The following is a 20898-nucleotide window of genomic DNA, read 5'->3' as shown; positions in this document are numbered from 1 at the left end:
GACTTATGAATGTACAGGCTCGATTGATACGCGAATTATCGGCAACAAAATTCTTGATAGCGTGGACGTTCGCACTGGGTGTCTGCAGTAGTGTTTCGTTGCTACTGCAGGCCCACTTTATGGCTGTCTGGATCGGCATTCTATTCTTGCACGTTCCACAATACACGAATTTGTTCGTAATCGCCGCTGAACTGGCGATCACGTTTTTGGCGCGCAGTGTCTTTGGAGCTGTTTCGGGTTGGAGCGCGGCTCGTTTTGCGGCTAATGCAAAACTCGACATTCGTTCTCATTGGATGTCACAGCTATTTAAGCTCAGTCCGGTAAAAATCGAAAAAATGCAGACTGGAGAATTGACGACGACTGCAGTGACAGGGGTAGAGAATCTAGAGTCGTACTTAGCGAGATACTTGCCGCAATCGATTGAGGCGGTTCTCGTTCCTGTTGTGTTGCTAATCTATATCCTTCGGCTGGACTGGATTTCTGCGGTTCTGCTCGTCATTACCGCCCCGGTTATCGTTTTCTTTATGATTTTGCTAGGTAAAGGGGCAGACTCTGTTGCGCACAAACAGTGGCACGTGCTGCAAGACTTGTCTTCACGTTTTCTTGAGATGATTGAAGGGTTAATGGCGCTAAAGTTGTTTTCAAGATCCACCGATGCCAAGCGCATTTTGTCCCGTATTGGCGATGCCAACCGGGTTGCAACTATGAAGACATTACGGATAGCATTTCTTTCCGCTTTTGTTTTGGAGCTGTTTGCCACGCTTGGAACGGCAGCGGTTGCGCTCGCACTCGGACTGCGACTAATTCACGCAGAGTTGGCTTTCACACCCGCCTTGACGGTGCTTCTCCTTACTCCGGAATTTTTCCAACCGATTAGAGCGCTTGGGAGCGAATTTCATGCGGGACTCAATGGGCTTGCTGCAGCAGAGTCATTGTTTGAGCTGTTTGACGAACCAGACGAGGAAATCAATGCACACGATATTCCCTGGACCATTGCGAACGGATTACCAGATATTCGTTTTACTAATATTCGGTTTCATTACCCTGGTGAAAAGAAGGATACTTTGGGTTCATTCAACTTAACCATTCAACCGGAACAAAGGATTGCCATAGTAGGTCCAAGCGGATGCGGTAAAACCACATTGCTGAAACTATTGTCCGGAACCTTGTCGCCGTCGGCGGGAATCATTGAGGTGGGAGGTAAACAGGTCCAAACCTTGGCATCTCCTACATGGCGGAAACTGGTGACCCTACTGAACCAGCAACCACATATTTTTTCCGGATCGATTCGAGACAACCTTCTGATGGCCATACCGATGGGCGAAATGGTTGGAGATGATCAGTTGCACAATGTCCTGCGAAAAGCCGGGTTGACCACCTGGTTTCGCTCCTTACCAAATGGACTTGATACGCAAATTGGCGATGGGGGTAGGATGGTGAGTGGAGGTGAAGCCCAGCGTATTGCTATTGCACGGGCTTGGTTACGAAAATCTCCGCTACTTCTCCTGGACGAGCCAACGGCACATCTCGATCCATTAACCGCTGCAGAAATCGAAACGGCACTTGACGAGCTAATGGTGAATCGAACCGTGATTGTCGTTACGCATGACCCCGGACTCGCGAGCCGAATGGACCGGGTGATCTTGCTCACATCTAGAGGAATCAGAAAAGATTGTGAAACGAAACAAGAGTATCGCTTCGCAGATTGAGGAGGGGAACCAATGCAAAAGTGGATCTGGGTACTGAAGTGGGTTGCCCCTTTTCGATGGCGCATCTTACTCGCAATCGTTCTGGGCTTTTCTTATTTCGGGGCCAATTTTGGCCTGCTTGGTGTTAGCGGATTGCTCATCAGCCGCACGGCTTTGCATCCTTCAACCATTTTGCTGGTTTACGTTCCACTCGTAGCGGTCCGATTTTTCGGCTTATCCCGGGCGGCCTTCCGTTATACAGAGCGATTGGTGTCGCATGACTTAGCGCTTCGGTCATTGGTCAAAATTCGGGAATGGCTGTTCGAAATGCTCGAGAGACGGATTCCATTTCAGATTTCTGGACGGACTTTCGGTGACATCCTGTCTTTGGCGCTGAACGACGTCGATTCGGTTCAGTTCCTTTATATTCGCGCGTTAGCACCCACGCTTGTTGCTGTTTTTGCCGTTGCACTTACGTTTGCCGTGCTCAGTCCTTTTGGTGTAGAAATCGCCGTGACAACCATAATTGGTCTTTGGGTGGCTGGGTTGCTGGTGCCGAGTACATTGATTCGCTATCGGCAATCATTGGGACGCCGCACGCAGGAAAATCGGGCAAAGGTTAGTGAGATATTGACAGACTCAGTGCGCGGCTGGAAAGACATTAAGGCATTTTGTCAGGAATCCACATTTTTAAATCGGTTGGCTGACTTGGGTGACACGCTGCGTGCAACTGATATTCGATCCGTCAGCTCTCAGCGTATTGCTCAGTCGGCATTTCTCTTGGTCCAGGGATTGACTACTTGTGCCGTCCTCTGGGAACTAAGCGTCGGGTCAAGGCACGTACAGGGCGTCGACGTCGCTATGATCGCATTGTTTGTATTGGCTGCGTTTGAGGCCGTGGCACCTAGTTTTTCAGCTTTTGAACAGGCAGGTGTCAGTTTGGCCGGAGTAGAACGGCTTCGGGAACTTGAGTCTTATCCCGTTACACCGTTCATTCTCGGAGAACCGGAACCTCAAAGTGGAATTTTGACTGTTCGAGAACTTTCATTTCGTTACGCCACAGGTGTTTCACCTGCTCTCAGTAAAGTTTCATTCGAAGCGGGTCCAGGGAAAAAAATCGCGATTGTTGGACAGAGCGGCTCCGGGAAAACTACATTACTGAACATTCTCACGGGTCTCTATCCTTACACCGAGGGATCGATTCAGTTGAATGGTGTGGAACTGAAGTCTTTCAATACCGCTACACTGCGGTCTACATTTGCGGTTGTGTCACAGAAAACACATCTGTTTCGTGGTCGTATTCGCGATAACATTGCGTTAGGGTCTCCGAATGCACCACTTAGGGAAATTATTGAAGCTGCTAAACTAGCCCAGATTCATCAGCGGATTGAGAACATGCCAGAAGGTTACGAAACGGTGCTCGGTGAACGAGGCAGTCAACTTTCTGGTGGTGAGCGGCAACGCTTGGCACTAGCCCGCGCGTTGCTTCTCAATGCGCAGTTTCTTTTAATGGATGAACCGACTGGTTACCTAGATTTGGAATCCGAACAGGAGTTTTACACCCGCTTGTTTGAGAGCGCGCTGAGACGAACCATTATTTTGATCACCCATCGCTACGCTGTTATGGACCAGATGGATGAAATAATCGTCTTGAAACAGGGACGCGTCGTTGAACGCGGGGTTCATGCAGAACTAGTACAGCAAGGTGGTTGGTATGAAAAAGGTTATCGTCAATATGCTCGGATTTCAGGAAACCCGAGTTTAATCTACCGCCAGGGAGTGCTTTGAAAACATGTAAACGTCACTGGCACATGATTTTAAGTGCACCGGAGGGAGAAAGTATCGCTCCTCTAAACTGAGGGTAATGTAGGACGTCATATTTTACATGTGGAAAATATATTTTCGGTTGAGGTGAGGTCAATGGGAACAACTTTCGTACTTCACATCTGTTGTATGACATTCTTGGGACACGAAGTGATACGGTGAATAATAAAGAATTAGAAGGTGACGGTATGAATAACATTGAATTTGAAACTTTATCTCAATACCAAGATGAGAGTCAATGCGCTTCTTGTTGCGATGGGTGGGACAGATACTTTGTTCCCACATTACAAAACGAGCTAAAACGTATTGGTTTTATGGATAAAAATGACGATGAATGTAAGAGAAATGAATGATTAAGGCACTTCTTATGAAATGTCTTTTGGGGACTTGAGTAGATTGTCGCCGCATTGTGTACGGCATGGGTAAAAGGATAGTCTCAAGTCTATTGTGGGAACCGGTCCGTCCGTGAAGAGACCCGATACAGCCTTGGGTAGATCGAGGTCGCAGCGACATGAGAACACGCACACAACGGACTGGTGAGCATTGTGTCGTATTAGGGATTCGCTTAAGGCGAGTCGAACCTGAAAGAACAGGAAAACTTTGTTTCGGTACTCCCAATGGATGTCACAGTCGGATTGTTATCGTCATTGGGGTTTGGTGCCGTAATTTACTCGACTTTACAAACCACGGTCTTTAAATCCTCGGTGTACGCGGAAAGTCGGAACCGAGTGCGCACGAGTTTACACGGTTTGGTCAGTATCTGATTACGTAAATCTGTTGCCCACGATATGTACATCTGTGAAGAACCCATTAGCTGGCATGAGTGACCAAGCCCGGCGAGGGAGCATCAATCCCAAATCACCGAGGAATGCGGAGGAATGCGCAATGCGGTCACGACCGACGGAACAGAATCCGTCGGAAAGGGTCGGCCTTCTTGTGATTCCACAGTCTTATCAGTGTGAGGAGGCAGGCATAGAGATCCCGTTTTTCTGTTATAAACAGAGGTTTGTGTGGAAAACATACTATTCTCTCCTCTGTCGGCTCCTTTGTAAACCATATGCTGTTGTGGACAAGAATATGCTCGGCTTAAAAATGTACCCTACGGCTTGTCGCGTATGCCCTATTTGCTAGGAACACTCGCCGAAACCAAAAAAAAGATGAGCGCTGTCCCAATCCCCACCATGCCGTCAAAAAACAGATGGAGAAACAGTGGTGGCCAGGTATCGCGAGGAAAGTCATTCAAGCCTTTGACAACGCCGTCGAGGCGGTCGGTCGCCAACCAACTTAACATATCAGGTACCTTGATTCCGCCGATGACGTCTTGCCTTGACGGACTGACCCGCCCGCCAATGACCAACGGCGCATGCGCTTGCGTGTTAAATAGTCCTTCTGCGACCGCAAGCTTCTCAGGTTGGTGGCCAGCAAGATACTTGCCAGACATATCACCACTGATGGCAGCCACTATCCCAAACGTACCACCAAGCGCTAAGGAAAGCATCAATGCCTTGTACTGATGCTGGCGCTCACGCTCCGTATGTGACTTTTTCAACAGACCATATGCTGCTACGGCCGCTGTCACAAACCCAACTGTCATGTACGCGGTCATCAGCACGTGAAAATCGGAGGTGGGTAAGGAAGGATTCAGGATGGCCTGCCACGGATGTACGTCCACTGCCTTCCCATTCTCCAGGCGAAACCCCTGTGGAGCATTCATGAAGGCATTCGCATCCGTAATGAGCAATGCCGAAGCAGCTGCCCCGATGGCAACTAACAAGACACTCGCTATGCGCCAACGACGTGGAATTCTGTCGGCTGCGTAAACGTAGATAGACATGAACAATGCTTCCATAAAAAAAGCAAAGATTTCTATCAGAAACGGAAGTGCAATAATCTGCCCGACGAGTTGCATGAATTTCGGCCACAATAGACTTAACTGTAACGCCACCGTCGTACCCGTCGTGATACTCACGGCGAGCAACACCGTAAATCCTCTTGTCCATCGCTTTGCCATGATGGCATAATCTATATCGCCGGTCAAGGCATACGTGACTTCAGCGATTGTTACCATAAACGGAATGCCAACGCCGAGTGTGGCATAAATAATGTGAAATCCCAGCGTAGAACCAAACAATACCCTAGCGAGATGAACGTGGTCCACAATAACGCCCTTTTTCCAATCCTACGGGTATTATTACCACATATGTTCATCCTATGCAGACGAAAAATAGTTCGATCAGATTCGACAAATCCCCCCCGTCAAATCAATTTGGCTCTGGCTCTCACTTGTAGAATAGCTTACGGAAGGAGACGGTACCGCCGGCTCAAAAGTCAACACCTCTTCCATTACCGGATGGCGGAAAGATAGGAGTCGAGCTAAACATGTTTTCTTTATAATAAACGGGGATTGTGTTGGTGTACGCGTGTACACATCTTCCGTAAGGTACCACGATGTAACTACATTAGGAGATAACAGAAAAGAGAGCGTGCATCCGTTGTTTAGGTGCTACAGACCACCCTACGTGGTGCGGTGAAGTTAGTTGTAACTTACCTGATTGCCGAGATTGGGGAATTTAACACGTTGCCACTATGAAAACCTTTGGCCTACAGGACATTATAACGATTTAATTCAAGTGGGTTATCGAATGTACCGGATGAGTTGGAAGAAAAAATGTTAAAGCGTTGTGTCAGCGTTGCACCCTTGAATTGCAAAACCACGAAATCGTCAGCTATTCTGCTAAACTTGCCAAGTGGACAGATCCTGGTCCCAAATCCCCCTACGTCAATCTGTTTCAAATCCATTCCCCCAAACTGTAAAGGGAAATGGGAAAGACAATCGTATTCACCTTAACAAACTGGGATAAGGATAATGACGGTTTGTGAACGGATATATTAAGCGCCTTCGTAGTTTATTTACCGAAACGCAGTACTCAACAACCTGGATAAATGCTTATTTTTAACTTGCCAGGGCTCTCGAATTAAGTAGGAGTTGCCTGAAATAAGCCGCTTTTTCCACCGTTTTTGTAAACGAGTCGAGTGGTAGAAACTTCCATACCACGATCAATCGCCTTACACATATCATAGACGGTTAACGCTGCGATACTACACGCAGTCAATGCCTCCATTTCTACGCCAGTTTGATAGGATGTCTCAACACGAGCTTCGATGTGTAGCAAGGCTTTTTCGATCTCCACTTGATCTGTTTGGAAGGCCAACGTTAGAGAAATGTGGTGAAGCGGAACTTGATGGCACAGTGGAATCAATTCGAACGTCTTTTTTGCGGCCATAATGCCGGCCAGTTGTGCAACAGCGAGAACATCGCCCTTCTTAATCCCTTGTTGTACAATGGTGTCGCGGGTGGTTGCTCGCATTTTGACAGTCGATTCTGCAATGGCTGTGCGTTTTGTTGGCAATTTTTCTGTTACATTGACCATAACAGGACGTCCATCTTCGGTGAAATGCGTAAAACGTTTCTCAGACATCGTTTCGGCCTCCTAAAATCAAATAGCGGCTTTCACCACTCATTATATACTCTGTCACGAGGTGACTCGACTTGCAACTGTACGTTCGACTTTTCGCAAACCTACGGGAAGCTGCTGGTGCAAACGAACTCGTTCTCGATCTCGACGGCGACGTCAGCGCCGACGAGTTGCTCGTTTACATCAGACAAAAGTACCCCGCCTTGACGCCGTTGTTGACCAATGCCATGGTCGCACGAAACCGAACAATTTGCTCTCCCAGTCAACGCTTGACCGCGACGGACGATATTGCCCTGATTCCTCCTGTTGGGGGCGGTTAGAAATCGGATCTGGAGAGCGATGCGCTACGCCTTACCGAAGACCCACTCTCTGTCGACGAAGCATATCACTATTTAGAGGATGTTAATCACGGTGGCACAGTCATTTTCATCGGTACCGTGCGCGAGTGGACTCGCGGCCGTCAAACCAGCCATCTGTCCTACGAAGCGTATGCGTCAATGGCACATCTGCAGATGAAACAGATCCAAACAGAAGTAGAAGCACAATACGGTGGTGTAGCAACCCTACAGTGGCACCGCCTCGGCCGCTTGGAGCCGCAGGACATCGCTGTTATTTGCGGTGCGTCCAGTTCACACTTAGCCGCACGAACGCTGATTGAGCGTTTGAAAAAGGAAGTAACCATTTGGAAAAGGTCTATGTAGACGGCCAAAACCTGTGGCAAGCAAATGAACAACCACCAGAACAAAACACGTCAAGTTAAGAAGTGAAATTTTCTAGGTCGCGAAGTGTCTGTGTAGTAGCATGGTGTTACAAGTGTAACTAGATGTAAAAAGGACGATTAAGTAACGGCGAGACGGGAAAAGTCCACGGGTTAGGGGATATACCGGCGACCCAAGATAGATTACATCGAAAATACTGCAGAATGCTGTCCAGGATATGACAATTACAATTTGTCTTGGAGCGTCCCATAAGACTGGACGAGTTTGATGATGTTCGATATGATTAATTCGCAGATCAACTAGGATTGGTGCAAGGTACAGGATGTGCTTTAAACTACTCCACGAAAGCAAATTACCCCTATTCATTGGGGTGTTTGGTTTTGTGGAGTTTTTTTGTTTTTTCATACATCTCATACGTCCTACATGAGGGGGATCATGAACATACTCTGTTTAACGAGAAAGACAAGTGCGCGAGAGGGTCGTATTTTAGCTTTCATTCTTAGACAAAACGTGAAGACTCACATATATGTGTTATGACTAGGGAGTATTTGAGGGAGTATTTGTTCGCGGTTCGAGAATATTAGCCGTCGAATGGGTTTTACTCAGGTGACACTAGACGAGTTTTAAAAAAAGCCGCCATAGGTGAAAGGTCTATCGTTCGCGGTACGAACGGTAGCGTCCAGCAGTGATATTATTATTTGCCCTTCTCATCGATGCGAAGGATTACGGCTATAAACAGCAAAATGCTTATCGGCGGGCACGAGCCTTGAAAGGAGTGGATTAAGATGCAAACAGATAGACAGTTATTCATGCGATTAGCCAAGTTTGCAGGAGTACGAAGCGTTTTGTTCGGGATTCCCAGGAAGATGATTGATAGGTTCGGTCGAGGATTACAAGATACGATGTCGTGGTCCGTATGAGCAAACCTACCTCCTTTGATCAGGCGTTTACGATTGCCTTAGGTTTAAGTGTGCAAGGGCGTCTAGAAACTATTCCATTGTCCGAGGCGAAGAATCGTACGCTTGCAGAAGAAGCGATAGCGCAAATCGACTTGCCGCCATTCCCGCGCGCCATGATGGATGGCTTTGCTCTTCGTGCTGAGAATATAAAGGGTCCCAACACAAAATTGAAGGTGATAGGTAAAACTGCAGCGGGTGACGGCCATAAACTAAGGATTGAGGATGGTCAAGCCATACGAATTACCACTGGTGCACCTGTCCCCGAAGGGGCGGACAGTATTGCACGATTGGAGTGGTGTCGAGAGAGTGGGGACAGGGAGATCAGAGTGATTCACCCGATAGTTGCAGGGGAGTCAGTTCAACCGGTAGCTAATGATGGAATGCGCGGGCAAGTACTTCTGAATTCTGGGACGAAGCTCAATGGCGCTAGACTTACTGTTTGTAAGAGCTTTGGAATCCGTGAGGTGACAGTGGCGGCACCACCTCGCGTTGCAATAATCGTGACAGGGAACGAGTTAGTTGCGGACGTCGGGATACCGCTTAAAACGGGGCAAATCTATGCATCGACTGATGTGTATCTCGAAGATGCACTTGAGCGGGACGGGTGTTTGGTCGAATCCGTTCAAGTGGTTCAGGATGATAAGACGGCGATTGCTACAGCTATTGTGGAGGCATCCGTCCGGTTCGATTATGTCCTACTTACCGGAGGGGTATCTGCAGGAGATTTTGATTTCGTTCCAGGTGTTTTACGTGAACTGGGTGGTGAGTTGGTCCTTGAACGCGTTCTTATGCGTCCAGGAGCCCCATTGGTCGGTACACGGCTAAACCAATCTACAATTTTTGCCATGTCAGGAAACCCGGCAGCGTGTCTAATCCAGTTTGAATTGTTTGTTCGACCAACCATCCGAAAGACTCTTGGATGGGAAGTACAACAATTTCCGGACACAGGGAAGCTACAGACGGCTATTCGGCTGAAACCGATGAAACTCGTACGCATCTTGCGAGCGAAAGCTGTAATTCGTCACGGCGAAGTCTGGGTAGATACTGGGATGGCTCAATCGCCAGGTGTAGTGTCCGGATTTGCAATTGCGAATTGTCTGGTCCGATTGGATGAGAATGAGGTTGAACCTGGAACAGTGGTACCGTTGAGATGGATCGGATGAACTCGAAGAAGCGTTCTCGTTCTTGGCATCGTGATATTTCATAGTGAAAGGAACTGTTAAAGCATGCATGTCGGAGAAAATTGCGGTGAGCCTGGCGAACGGGTGAATATAGGGCATGACCGCACAGGAGAAGAAAGTGACCAAAGCGTTCGTGATCGTATTCAACGCCCCCTCAGAGATTTGCGCATCTCTCTGACAGACCGGTGTAATTTCCGTTGTCGTTACTGTATGCCAAAGGAAGTTTTTGGGCCAAATTTTGCATTTTTACCTTCTAATCACCTACTCACGTTCGAGGAGATTACACGGCTCGTTAAGTTGTTTAAGGAAGAGGGAGTACGTAAGATCCGTTTGACTGGTGGTGAGCCTTTATTACGGAAAGGGATTGATGAGCTCGTCAGTAGTATATCCCAACTTGGGGTAGACGACATCGCACTTACAACTAACGGATCGATGCTGACGAATAAAATGGCAAGGCGTCTTAAGGACGCAGGATTACATCGGGTTACCATTAGCCTGGATTCGTTGGACAATGATGCATTTATGGCTATGAACGATGTTCGCTTTCCCGTATCAAAGGTTCTAGACGCCATTCATGTGGCAACAAACGTTGGACTTTCACCAGTGAAAATTAACATGGTGGTCAAACGGGGCTGGAATGAACAATCCATACTTGCAATGGCGAATTATTTTCGGGGCACAGGCTGTGTCCTACGTTTTATTGAATACATGGATGTAGGTAACTCAAACGGCTGGAATATGAATGAGGTTGTCATGGCGGATGAAATTATCTCGGTGATTCATTCCGTATGGCCGCTTCGCCGCAAACCTCCGAAATATGTTGGGGAGGTCGCGCAGCGATACGAGTACCTAGATGGGCAAGGAGAAATTGGAGTTGTCGCTTCTGTCACACGTGCATTTTGTGGTGCTTGTACCCGAGCGCGGCTTTCATCGGAAGGGAGGCTGTATACTTGTCTATTTGCTTCAAAAGGGCATGATCTTCGTTCAATGCTCCGAAGTGGGGCCTCTGATTCGGAGCTTCGCTCGTTCATCAGTCGAGTGTGGCTGAATCGGGACGACAGATATTCGGAGTTACGGTCTGCTTTGTCAGTTCGTAAAAATAAGGTGGAGATGTCCCACATCGGCGGGTGAAGAGAGGTAATATCGGACCTGAAACAGGGACAAGGTGAAAAAGACATTGGAGCGTTTTACAACGGGAAGTACCATGGCAGCTTTTGTTCGGTAGTAGAATGACGACCATTCCGACAGCAAGAAGTGTATCCATTTTAACTGAAAATGAAATGCAAGGTGTCGTTAATTCAATTGGTCATTCAGGTTGTGATTTTATGATGACCCTAAGGTGATCATCTTTTATATAGGTGTGGTACCCAATGGAAACTTGGGACGGTATCGAAGGGCCTGAAAAAAGATTATTTTCATAGTGAACCCAATAAATGTCGTAAATGGAATTAAAGGGGAATCACCGGAATGGTAAGTTCGAAATTGGTTATGATGTCAACGGTCAAGCACGTTCACGTTGTTTATTACTTTTTCTTGTAAATCTATACGAAGACTAAACTGTATGGACTTATCCATTGTATCCATGTTCATGCATAGCGCGCATGACCGAGGTGAAAGGGATGGAACGTGTGATGGAAATCGGAAGATACTCCAGGCAGGTTTTGTTCCAGCCGATTGGGGTAGAGGGACAGTTATTACTGCGTAAGGCACGTGTTGCAATTGTTGGCATGGGCGCGCTTGGCACTGCGCTATCGAGCCAACTCGTACGCGCTGGCGTTGGGTTTGTCCGACTGATTGACAGGGATATCATTGAACCATCAAATTTGCAGCGACAGTCGCTCTACGATGAAGCGGATGCGGAACAAGGAAGAGCCAAAGCCGAAGTTGCAGCAGAGAAGTTACGGGCGGCGAATCGTGAAGTCGAGATTGAGATTGCGATTGAGGATGTAAACTCACAGAACGCCGAGCGTCTTTTGGCGGACGTGGATGTGATTGTGGACGGGACTGACAACTTTGAAGTCCGATATTTAATCAACGATGTTGCCGTAAAGCACAATATCCCCTGGTCATACGGCGGTGCAGTCAGCTCGTATGGAACAACCGCTTTCTTTCGTCCGGGTCACACCCCTTGCTTGGTCTGCTTATTTGGCCCCAATACTAGTGGCGGCGGACACGATACATGTGATACGGTCGGCGTCATAGCGCCTGTGGTCTCAATTGTTGCATCCTATCAGGTTGCAGAAACGTTAAAGTACTTAACTGGCAACTCTGATTCACTGGCAAACTCAGTTACCTATTTGGACGTATGGAAAAATGAGTTTCGCAGCGTGAAGTTTGGCGTTTCAAAGGAAGCCTGTCCGTGCTGCCAAAAACGGCAGTTTACGTCGCTCACGGGTCGCGCGAACGGGTTAACTGTATCGTTTTGCGGACGCAGAACGATACAAGTTCGACCATCGACCGGTCTCGGCGTGTCGCTACCGAAAATGGCCCAACAACTTGCTAATTTCGGAGAGGTTCGGCATAATCCGGATCTCCTTCGTTGTGATTTTGGGGACAAACAAATCACACTATTTGCCGATGGACGGGCGCTAATCCACGGAGTTGATGATGAAATGACCGCACGAAGCCTTTACGCAAGATACATCGGAATGTAGGTAGGTGATATAGACACAGTGTATGCCGTGAATGGTCATGAAGAAGTCCACGTTATGTAATCATCCTCTATCCGTGCGTAGTACAAACGTGAACTCTAATAGTTTTCAATGGGAGGGATGCTCAAACGAAAGACTTCGAGAGCTTTCACGTGTTTGACGATCTTCGTGTGAAAAGGTAATTATCTTCAATCAGCTGATTGGAATCGGTATGCGAATCTTCAGGATGTGTTGATCGGTTCTGGTGCAAAAATATTTTAATACACCATATGTAGTGTGGATTCGTTTACGATAGACCACTGTATATTATGGTTTCGTGAATTTTTGCACCAGAACCCAATTTCTTCATTTTATTTTATTTGTCTAGTCTCGTAGCGAGACCAACGTCGAGTTCGATAGGATAACCTTGGAAGGATTTTATAGAAAACACAAACAATTAGGGTGATAGTTTGATTAATTTAAGAAGCGTATTGGAATTAGGTGAGACGTGCCAGTTAGATGTCGAACGTGGAATCCTAGTTAAAAGGGGGTTACATACGTCTTTTTCTAGGAGTCAGACGCTCGCTCTTCAGTGTTTTGTACAAAACCTAGGACATCCGGTATCAAAGCAGAGATTAGCTCAGTATGTTTGGGGAGAGTCAAATACATCAGAAAGGTTGTTATATCAATGCATACATCGTATTCGGAAAAATCTGGAGGACGACGTTCATAATCCAGCGTACTTGGTTGCAATTAAAGGGATGGACACGAAATGGAGCTAACGGGAATTTTCCCCCAAAGCACGAGTTGTGTCTAATTTAAGTGCCCAGAGATGATAAGTCACGAATGGAAAACAAATACCTACCGAGCGTGTACCTGGTGTGGATGTTGCCTATAGAGATTGCGCTGAACACCGTGGAGGGAGCTGACGAGTCAAGCTGTTAGGTCGGATGAGCGTAAATTTCTAATATTGTTAAATCATTCGAACTGACGACCTAACTCATCAGAAGAACAGATGTTTACTAAGTTTTGGTGGTATTGGAGTCCATGTAATGTGGTCGATACTCTAGAACACTGTTTTTTCGCGAACTGTCATTTCTTTATAGGGCGTTAACCCATAATGTTGCCAAAAGTAAAATCGAGAAGCATAAAGTTGCCAAAAGTACCACAACGGTGTGGTGCGGGGATTATTTAACTCCTCCTTCAGTGCGATATTCGTGAAATGCTATCTGGAATAATGGAAGTGGAATTTAGACTGCCTGCCTAAAATCCAGTTCTGACGCAGTTTTTCAGGCGGACGGTGGCGTTCGGCAAGCTTTTGGGGAAGTGAGAGGCAATGTTATGGTTCAAGTTACATTTTGAGTGAAACGCATCTTACTGCTACTTAGCGGTCGGGTGCGTTTTTTCATGTCCGTGACCGTTGGACTAAGTATCCGACGGGAGTGACACTGTATGGCTACTAATGACGTGAGAAACGCCCGCAAACGTGGGCGGTTGATGAAGAAGCTGTACAGGTAACGAAGTTTGACGTCCTCACACTGGAAACTCTCTTCAATCGCTATTATGCCGCACGGCAGGCGGCTGGAGCAGCAGATCGTACGCTTGAGGACTACGTCAAACACATGAGGTGGTTACGCAGTTTCTTAGCTTTGGAGTACAGCGGTCTTGACACCGTTGTACCAAATCGTGAAGTCATTCGAGCGTGGATCTCGCACATGATAACCGTTCAGAAGCTGAAACCGTCAACCATTAACATTCGTCTCAGGACGGTCAAAGCGATGTTCAACTGGGCAGTCAGTGAAGGGCTTCTAACGGAAACACCGTTTGATAATGTCAGTTTATTGAGGGTTCCAGAAGAGGAATTTCAGGTTATCACAAAAGCGCAGGAACGTAGGCTACTTGAGCAATGTGACCTGCAGACTTTGACTGGCCTAAGGGATGCGCTGATGATTTCATTTCTACTGGATACGGGAGTTAGAATCGGCGCATGTACCCGCATTTACGCACACGAGGTTGACTTGGCTAATCGGTCTGTCTTAGTTTTAAATGAATACCCTTCGGCAAGCCTGACCAGCGGTCAACCCCCATTACGTCAGTTTGTAAGTACAACAACAGCAAATCACGTACGTGCGTTAATTGATACAAGACAATATACGGTCAAGGGATCTACAGGAGCGGGGAATTGGGCGGCAATACCGTGGATTTGCATATTTGACAAGGACATTACAGATAGTGCCACACATGGTATCTACATTTGTTATCTATTCAGAGCCGACATGTCAGGTGTTTATCTCTCGTTGAACCAAGGGTGGACTTACTACAAGGAAAAGCACCCTCGTAAAATAAGCGACGCTCGTAACGAAATCCGAAGTGTTACCTTAGCATGGCGTGAAGTTTTAACTTCGAACTTGAATGACTTCGACACGACCGAAATTGACCTTCATCATACAGGTAATCTTGCTGAAGGGTATGAGTTAGGTCATATCTGTGGGAAGTTTTACGACTCGTCGCGAGTCCCAGAGGATTTTGTTCTCTTCGCCGATCTCAATGCAATGATAGGTGTCTATCGTGAGTTGAAGGGACACATGGAAGATGTGCAGGACTTGTCCGCCACTAATGAGGATATTCTCGTCTCAAGAGCAGTAAGCGAGGACGTGGATGATACAAAGTTTCAACAACGTGTGTCTACGGCTCAGCCTAAATACACTTCGTCTCCGCAGGATAAGAAAGAACCTCGTATGTCACGAGGACGGAAGACTTGGCAACGAGATGTCGGTATCGCGCGGGGGGCGTTAGAGAATGCCAACTATCTGTGTGAATTCGACCCAAGTCATGTGAGCTACACGTCTAAACGGACAGGTAAGAACTATGTTGAAGGGCATCACCTTGTTCCACTTAGTCTTCAGGCTCAGTTTAAATACAACCTAGCACCAACCTTACCAACTAGGGGTGGCGCAAGTGTGACACGAAAGTGTTTTCGTTTGTTTGTGAATTTTTGTGGGATGTTATTTTGCAAACCAGGTGTGAGTACTCCTGACCTCAATACACTCTCAAATTCTCCAACCGGCAAAGGCCTACTATACAGATACCCCTGTATTTGGTTACAGCCTGCATTTTTTAAAAAGGATAACTGTTCTTGCGTTTCAACGCCCTCTGCTACCACAGTCAACTTCAGATTGTGTGCGAGATTAATTACCGATGAAACTATTTGGGTTGGTGCCCAAGCGTGTGGAATGTGGTTAACAAAGGATTTGTCCAACTCTCTTTCTGTTAATCCAATTCTTGACCACTGCTGTCGCCTCCCCATATACATTTCCGCGCACGAAAAAGGACACCCGCGAATACGGATGTCCCTTCCGATACAAGGTAGCTGGCAGGCCTGGTAGAAACACTCTCACTCTACTGTAGCCCCTATAGCTTTGCGCCCTCTTCGTTTCCGAAGGGTTGCCTCTTTCGTTTATGCCAGACAATATTCGTGGTAATTTAATATCAAACCTTTTGTTTCTTTGTGTATTAAATGTACTATTTTAACAACGAACAGTCCGATTAATTATCGTGAACTCTGTTCATAATTTTCATCGCATCATAGTGGTTCCTCGCTTTTTCCACGACCTTAACGTCATCTCTAGTGTCGTGAATTTGCTCTGTAATCTATAAAAATTCAGGTAAAACTTAACCAAACCATACAAACACCCAACGGTTGCTCCCCCGAGCAGACAAGACACGATATCCACGTTTGTCTATCGGATTTATTTGTTATCGTACCTAGGATTATACAGATTCTAATTGTGAAATTTATGTACACGATTTGTACAATTTGTAACGGCATTATCGATTTAAACTGAATAATTCTACATAGGCATTTCCCGTAGTACTCATTCGTTTAAGGTTTTACAGATATGAGTTGAATAATATAGTAAATATTGAAGCTCCATTGGTATTTATGGTGTTACCATTAGCGTAGTATTTTCCGAGAATTGGCTGTCCGAATGCCTACATCATAGGAGATGTATCTCCAAATGTATTAGGGAGTTTTGGGTGGCTAACCAACATAGTTTGCTTCGTATTTTGAATTTCATGCAATTACCTCCCCACATTCACTTACGTAGGGATGATAGGAATTAGCAATTGTCCAAATGTAAAAATCTTAGTTGCAGCGTGATTCAGCCCTTTCAAGTAAAATCTTAGTAGCTAAGCTTTCTTCTTAGAAAGAATGAGAGGTGCATTCGTGCCAACACAAGTCCATATACCATCTATTTTGTTTATTTCCATCCCACTTATAATTGTGCTCCTGGTTTTTAAACAGCTAATGCCAAAATTGCTGGGTCATCGTGGAGAAAGCATTGTTCGCTCCCGGCTGGATGAACTCGATACTAGCAAGTACATAGTGGTTAACGACCTCCTTATCCCTAACCAGAAGTCAAAGAGCGGTACAAGCCAGATCGACCATGTGGTGGTTTCACGGTACGGTGTGTTTATAATTGAAACGAAAAATTACTCGGGAAGAATTATGGGGAAAGAAACGGACGCCCAGTGGACTCAGGTAAATTACCGTCGGAAGGACCGTTTCGGAAATCCCCTACGGCAGAACTACGGACATGTACAAGCCATCAAGGAATTGCTCGGTGAAACACTGGCTGTAAAAGTGGTCTCCATCGTTGCTTTCACGGGGAACGCGGAGTTGTGGGTAGATGTGAAGCCGGGAACACATCTAATTTACACGCGACATCTCAGAAATACCATTGACCAGTACGACCAAGCGGTCTTGTCGACGAATCAAGTCAATCAAATCACAGAAAAACTACGTGGTACAAATATCGGTGACTACAATCAGCGAAAGAAGCATACAAAAAACATCCAATCGGCTGTTGCCAATCACCGAGCAACCGTAAAGAAAGGCATCTGTCCCAAATGCGGAGGGACATTAGTCAAACGCACGGGCAAATACGGTTCATTTACGGGGTGCAGCAACTTTCCCAAATGCTATTTTACCGCAGGTATATGAAATCCGGGTTCAAAGGAGTGGTACCCCTTGGTGAATCCACTCCAGTTTGAAGTTATGCCCACTCGACACGGAACGGGATACCCCCTGTCATCAAACTGAATTACTTCCTTATGTCGCTGAGTACTATAATCGGTACCTTGTGCCCCAGGATCCGTATTCTCGTTTTTTCAAACCGAGAAGTCAGGAAGGCTATCGCCATCGACTCTGAACAAGGTACTGAAAAACTGCTTCTCACAAGGTGGGGGCAAGTGAAGTTGTCACGTGTCACGTCTTTCGCCATCCGTTTGCTACACAATACCTGTATGCTGGGGGACATCTACACGAGTTGCAGAGATTGTTAGGACATAAGAGCATCATTACGACCAGAGATACCTACAGGTTAATCAGCGATTAACCTCAGTAAATATACACCGGCCATGGAGGGAGAACTTCAATGAAGGAACTTCCGCAACAATTACAAGGGATAATTGACAAATGAAGGATGGTGAAATCCGAGAACGGATTGCATTCGAACAGGGTGTTTCAGTTTCAGTTCTGGATCAACGCTTCAGAAGTCGCGGATATTATTGGGGCAAGTGGTGTAACAGGTAGTTGACGGGAATTCACTGCGGGGAATTGAGGATGTAAAGAAGTGATAGCTTAGGGATGCCAGACCGCTTACACATGCGCTCTGGCATTTCTCTTTTTAATGTCTCCTGATGTTTTCAGCTTAAGATTTTAATAAGGAACGTTAAATTTGACAGGGGAATCCGCGCGCGACATCACCATTGATCTGAATTTATAAAATTACAGATAATTTTGTTGACAGTTAGTGCAGATCCGAATAAAATTCATTTAAACGATTACGTAAACGTTTTTCTGGTTTGTGAGGTGGTGTTGTGAGCACAATTAAAGACGTTGCCAAGGAGGCTGGGGTATCCGTCGCTACGGTGTCCCACGTCTTAAATCGTACTCGATTTGTGTCTCCGGAAACGGCCCAAAAGGTTATGAAAGCAGTCGAATCCTTAAATTTTAATTTGAATCCGGTTGCAAGGAATCTTCGTGCGTCTAGATCGAAAATCATTGGGGTTTTAATTCCTGACTTATATGGTTCCTTTTTTACAGACTTAATCCGAGCTATTGAACGAAAGCTTGAATCGGTAGGGTATGACTTCTTTTTATTTCATACAGACCGAGATGCGAAAAGAGAGGAAAGATATCTACATCAGTTAATCGGATATAAAGTTGATGGGTTAATCGTTGCGGTAACAGAGCCGACGGAAAATCACCCCACATATAAGTGGGTTGAAGAACAGGGACTGCCGATTGTGTACGTTGATCGAGTACCACCAGTTGGCATTACTGGAACCGTTGTAACAACGAATAACTACGAAGCGACGAAGTCAGCCGTGAGCCACCTATTTCAGTCGTACGACGAGGTTGTCATGATAACGTCTAACCAGGTTGCATCACCCATTAAGGAACGTGAAACCGCGTACATCGACGTGTGTAAGGAACAGGGATTTCGACCAATTATCGCTTCTACGGATGGTTGGGGAGCAGACGTAGGGTATGAACAGACGGGTAGGATTCTCCATGAAATTAACTTACGACCGTTCGGAATATTTTGCGTTACGAACTCAGTTTTACGTGGCACTTTTCAAAGATTGAAGGAAGAAAAAATTAATATTCCAAATGAGGTTGGGATTATTGGGTTTGACGATGCTCCCTGGACAACACTCGTAACACCAGAGGTTACGGTCGTCCGCTCAAAGCCGGCAGAAATCGGTCATCTGGCTGTTCGCCGCTTGATGGAACAGCTAGACGGAAACAAAACGTTCGAACCGGCGCATGACTTAATTACGGCGGAACTGGTGGTTCGGGATTCGTCAATTATTACATAAGACCCCCATGCCGCCTGGCGGCACCACAATCTATGAAAATGTAGATCCGTGATCTACTATGTCGCTAGACAGCCACACGGAGCTCGTCGCCCCCTGGTACCACGAGTCCGTGCATAAGACGGAGTTGGCGACTTGGAGCACCACGATTTGTCGCTCCCGCTGTCGGGAAGCACGTACGGTAGAATTCCTATCGCATCGGTCGCCACGTGGCTGTACTTCTTTGGGTAAGGAGTGGCAGCATTATGCAGGTTGTACACGAGCGATGCTGCGGACTGGATGTCCACAAGAAGAAGGTCGTTGGTTGTGTGATCACGCCGGAGATAAAGGAGATTCGGACGTTCGGAACGATGACGGATGACCTTGAGTCCCTCATAAAGTGGATTCTCGGTCATGAATGCACGCATGTGGCGATGGAAAGTACGGGCGTCTTTTGGAAGCCGATCTTCAACCTTCTCGAAGACAGGGATCTCGAGGCGTTGGTCGTCAATGCCCAGCACATCAAGCAGGTTCCGGGTCGAAAGACGGATGTTCGGGACGCTGAATGGATAGCGGACCTGCTGCGCCATGGCCTGCTCAAGGGGAGCTATATCCCTGACCGAAATCAGCGTGAACTTCGGGAACTGGTCCGGTACCGCAAGTCTCTCGTCCGGGAACGTGCCAATGAAGTCAACCGCCTCCAGAAAGTCCTTGAAGGAGCAAATATCAAATTGGCATCGGTGGCAAGTGATGTGGTTGGCGTATCGGGTCGAGCCATCCTCACTGAACTCATTGGTGGAAAAATGGATGAATCACGGCTCAAGGAGATCGTGAAGGGACGCCTCCGTAACAAGACCGCAGAACTGAAACGTGCATTGCACGGTGTTGTTCGTCCGCACCAGCAGATGATGCTTGCTGTTCAGCTTCGGCACATCGATCACCTTGATGAGTTGATCGAGGAAGTGAGTGCTGAAATTGAGCAGCGGATGCGCCCTTTTGACGAAGATCTCCGGCGAATCCAGACGATACCTGGAATTGGCGAGCGGACGGCGGAACTGATACTGGCGGAGATCGGTACCGACATGAGCAGGTTTCCAAGTGCGCAACACCTGGCGTCCTGGGCAGGAATGTGTCCAGGCAACAATGAAAGTGCGGGTAAACGACGAAGTGGCAAGACCCGCAAGGGAGATCCTTGGTTACGAGAAGCGTTAATCGAAGCCGCACGTGGCGCCGCCAGAACAAAGAATACCTATCTGTCCGCTAAGTATCACCGAATCGCTGCGCGTCGGGGATCCAAGAGAGCAGCCGTGGCAGTCGGTCACTACATGTTAATTATCATCTATCACATGCTGGTCAATCAGACAGAATACGAGGACCTTGGGCCAACGTACCACGAAGAGCGGAACCGAGAACGAGTTATCCGTCGTCACTTGTATTCTCTGGAGAAACTCGGTTTGACAGTCATAGTTCAACCAACTTCCTGAAATATCCAGATATGTCTAAGAGGGAGAACACGGGAGCTTTTTTATGCCATTTTCACGGTAGGGGGCCAAAATA

15 protein-coding genes, 2 pseudogenes and 1 riboswitch are annotated in these 20898 nt (G+C 46.9%); of the genes and pseudogenes, 14 read left to right on the top strand and 3 right to left on the bottom strand.

Features of this window, described 5'->3' with window-relative positions; translation table 11 throughout:
* Nucleotides 1-5: 5 nt before the first annotated feature.
* The 3 genes from cydD to NZD89_RS20605 all read left to right on the top strand — a co-directional run bounded on the left by cydD (nucleotide 6) and on the right by NZD89_RS20605 (nucleotide 3865).
* The gene (gene cydD, locus NZD89_RS20615; protein ID WP_268004582.1) at nucleotides 6-1709 is read left to right on the top strand and encodes a thiol reductant ABC exporter subunit CydD; all 1704 of its coding nucleotides are present in this window, start codon (nucleotides 6-8) and stop codon (nucleotides 1707-1709) included.
* 12 nt (nucleotides 1710-1721) lie between these two features.
* Nucleotides 1722-3476 carry a thiol reductant ABC exporter subunit CydC gene (gene cydC / locus NZD89_RS20610; RefSeq protein ID WP_268004581.1) on the top strand — a complete coding sequence of 585 codons (1755 nt, stop codon included), beginning with the start codon at nucleotides 1722-1724 and terminating at the stop codon, nucleotides 3474-3476.
* A gap of 194 nt (nucleotides 3477-3670) precedes the next feature.
* Nucleotides 3671-3865 carry a hypothetical protein gene (locus NZD89_RS20605; protein ID WP_268004580.1) on the top strand — a complete coding sequence of 65 codons (195 nt, stop codon included), beginning with the start codon at nucleotides 3671-3673 and terminating at the stop codon, nucleotides 3863-3865.
* A 767-nt stretch (nucleotides 3866-4632) separates the two neighbouring features.
* On the opposite strand, the gene NZD89_RS20600 is transcribed toward NZD89_RS20605, so the two are convergent.
* Both NZD89_RS20600 and moaC read right to left on the bottom strand, forming a co-directional pair.
* The gene (locus NZD89_RS20600; RefSeq protein WP_268004579.1) at nucleotides 4633-5670 is read right to left on the bottom strand and encodes a cytochrome ubiquinol oxidase subunit I; all 1038 of its coding nucleotides are present in this window, start codon (nucleotides 5668-5670) and stop codon (nucleotides 4633-4635) included.
* Between the two features lie 817 nt (nucleotides 5671-6487).
* Nucleotides 6488-6991 (bottom strand): cyclic pyranopterin monophosphate synthase MoaC, encoded by a 504-nt coding sequence (gene moaC, locus NZD89_RS20595; protein ID WP_268004578.1) that lies wholly within the window; start codon nucleotides 6989-6991, stop codon nucleotides 6488-6490.
* 71 nt (nucleotides 6992-7062) lie between these two features.
* Here moaC and NZD89_RS20590 point away from each other — a divergent pair, with 71 nt between their 5' ends.
* From NZD89_RS20590 to NZD89_RS29815, 7 genes and pseudogenes are all read left to right on the top strand, one after another.
* Nucleotides 7063-7308, top strand: coding sequence for a MoaD/ThiS family protein (locus NZD89_RS20590; RefSeq protein WP_268004577.1), 246 nt, complete (start codon nucleotides 7063-7065; stop codon nucleotides 7306-7308).
* A gap of 9 nt (nucleotides 7309-7317) precedes the next feature.
* The gene (locus tag NZD89_RS20585) at nucleotides 7318-7689 is read left to right on the top strand and encodes a molybdenum cofactor biosynthesis protein MoaE (RefSeq protein ID WP_268008563.1); all 372 of its coding nucleotides are present in this window, start codon (nucleotides 7318-7320) and stop codon (nucleotides 7687-7689) included.
* Between the two features lie 934 nt (nucleotides 7690-8623).
* A complete protein-coding gene (locus NZD89_RS20580; protein ID WP_268004576.1) occupies nucleotides 8624-9829 on the top strand; it encodes a molybdopterin molybdotransferase MoeA in 1206 nt (401 codons plus the stop codon).
* Between the two features lie 63 nt (nucleotides 9830-9892).
* Entirely contained in the window at nucleotides 9893-10978 is a 1086-nt protein-coding gene (moaA, locus tag NZD89_RS20575) for a GTP 3',8-cyclase MoaA (protein ID WP_268004575.1), read from the top strand.
* A gap of 488 nt (nucleotides 10979-11466) precedes the next feature.
* The gene (locus tag NZD89_RS20570; RefSeq protein ID WP_268004574.1) at nucleotides 11467-12501 is read left to right on the top strand and encodes a ThiF family adenylyltransferase; all 1035 of its coding nucleotides are present in this window, start codon (nucleotides 11467-11469) and stop codon (nucleotides 12499-12501) included.
* Between the two features lie 446 nt (nucleotides 12502-12947).
* Nucleotides 12948-13259 carry a winged helix-turn-helix domain-containing protein gene (locus NZD89_RS29820; protein ID WP_369125216.1) on the top strand — a complete coding sequence of 104 codons (312 nt, stop codon included), beginning with the start codon at nucleotides 12948-12950 and terminating at the stop codon, nucleotides 13257-13259.
* 840 nt (nucleotides 13260-14099) lie between these two features.
* Nucleotides 14100-15044 (top strand): annotated as a pseudogene (locus NZD89_RS29815) (MrcB family domain-containing protein); the annotation flags it as partial.
* 341 nt (nucleotides 15045-15385) lie between these two features.
* Here NZD89_RS29815 and NZD89_RS29810 read toward each other — a convergent pair.
* The gene (locus NZD89_RS29810; protein ID WP_369125215.1) at nucleotides 15386-15784 is read right to left on the bottom strand and encodes an EAL domain-containing protein; all 399 of its coding nucleotides are present in this window, start codon (nucleotides 15782-15784) and stop codon (nucleotides 15386-15388) included.
* Between the two features lie 55 nt (nucleotides 15785-15839).
* Nucleotides 15840-15936: riboswitch (cyclic di-GMP riboswitch) on the bottom strand.
* Between the two features lie 769 nt (nucleotides 15937-16705).
* Between NZD89_RS29810 and NZD89_RS20560 the strand changes: the two genes are divergently transcribed.
* The 4 genes and pseudogenes from NZD89_RS20560 (at nucleotide 16706) to NZD89_RS20550 (ending at nucleotide 20825) form a co-directional block, all read left to right on the top strand.
* A complete protein-coding gene (locus tag NZD89_RS20560; protein WP_268004573.1) occupies nucleotides 16706-17482 on the top strand; it encodes an NERD domain-containing protein in 777 nt (258 codons plus the stop codon).
* A gap of 235 nt (nucleotides 17483-17717) precedes the next feature.
* Nucleotides 17718-17876 (top strand): annotated as a pseudogene (locus tag NZD89_RS29805) (tyrosine-type recombinase/integrase); the annotation flags it as partial.
* 484 nt (nucleotides 17877-18360) lie between these two features.
* Nucleotides 18361-19365, top strand: coding sequence for a LacI family DNA-binding transcriptional regulator (locus NZD89_RS20555; protein ID WP_268004572.1), 1005 nt, complete (start codon nucleotides 18361-18363; stop codon nucleotides 19363-19365).
* A 242-nt stretch (nucleotides 19366-19607) separates the two neighbouring features.
* Nucleotides 19608-20825 (top strand): IS110 family RNA-guided transposase, encoded by a 1218-nt coding sequence (locus NZD89_RS20550; RefSeq protein WP_268004571.1) that lies wholly within the window; start codon nucleotides 19608-19610, stop codon nucleotides 20823-20825.
* The last annotated feature ends 73 nt before the right edge of the window (nucleotides 20826-20898 follow it).

This window comes from Alicyclobacillus fastidiosus (assembly GCF_026651875.1).
Taxonomy (GTDB): domain Bacteria; phylum Bacillota; class Bacilli; order Alicyclobacillales; family Alicyclobacillaceae; genus Alicyclobacillus; species Alicyclobacillus fastidiosus.
This window is presented reverse-complemented; position numbering and strand designations above follow the sequence as displayed.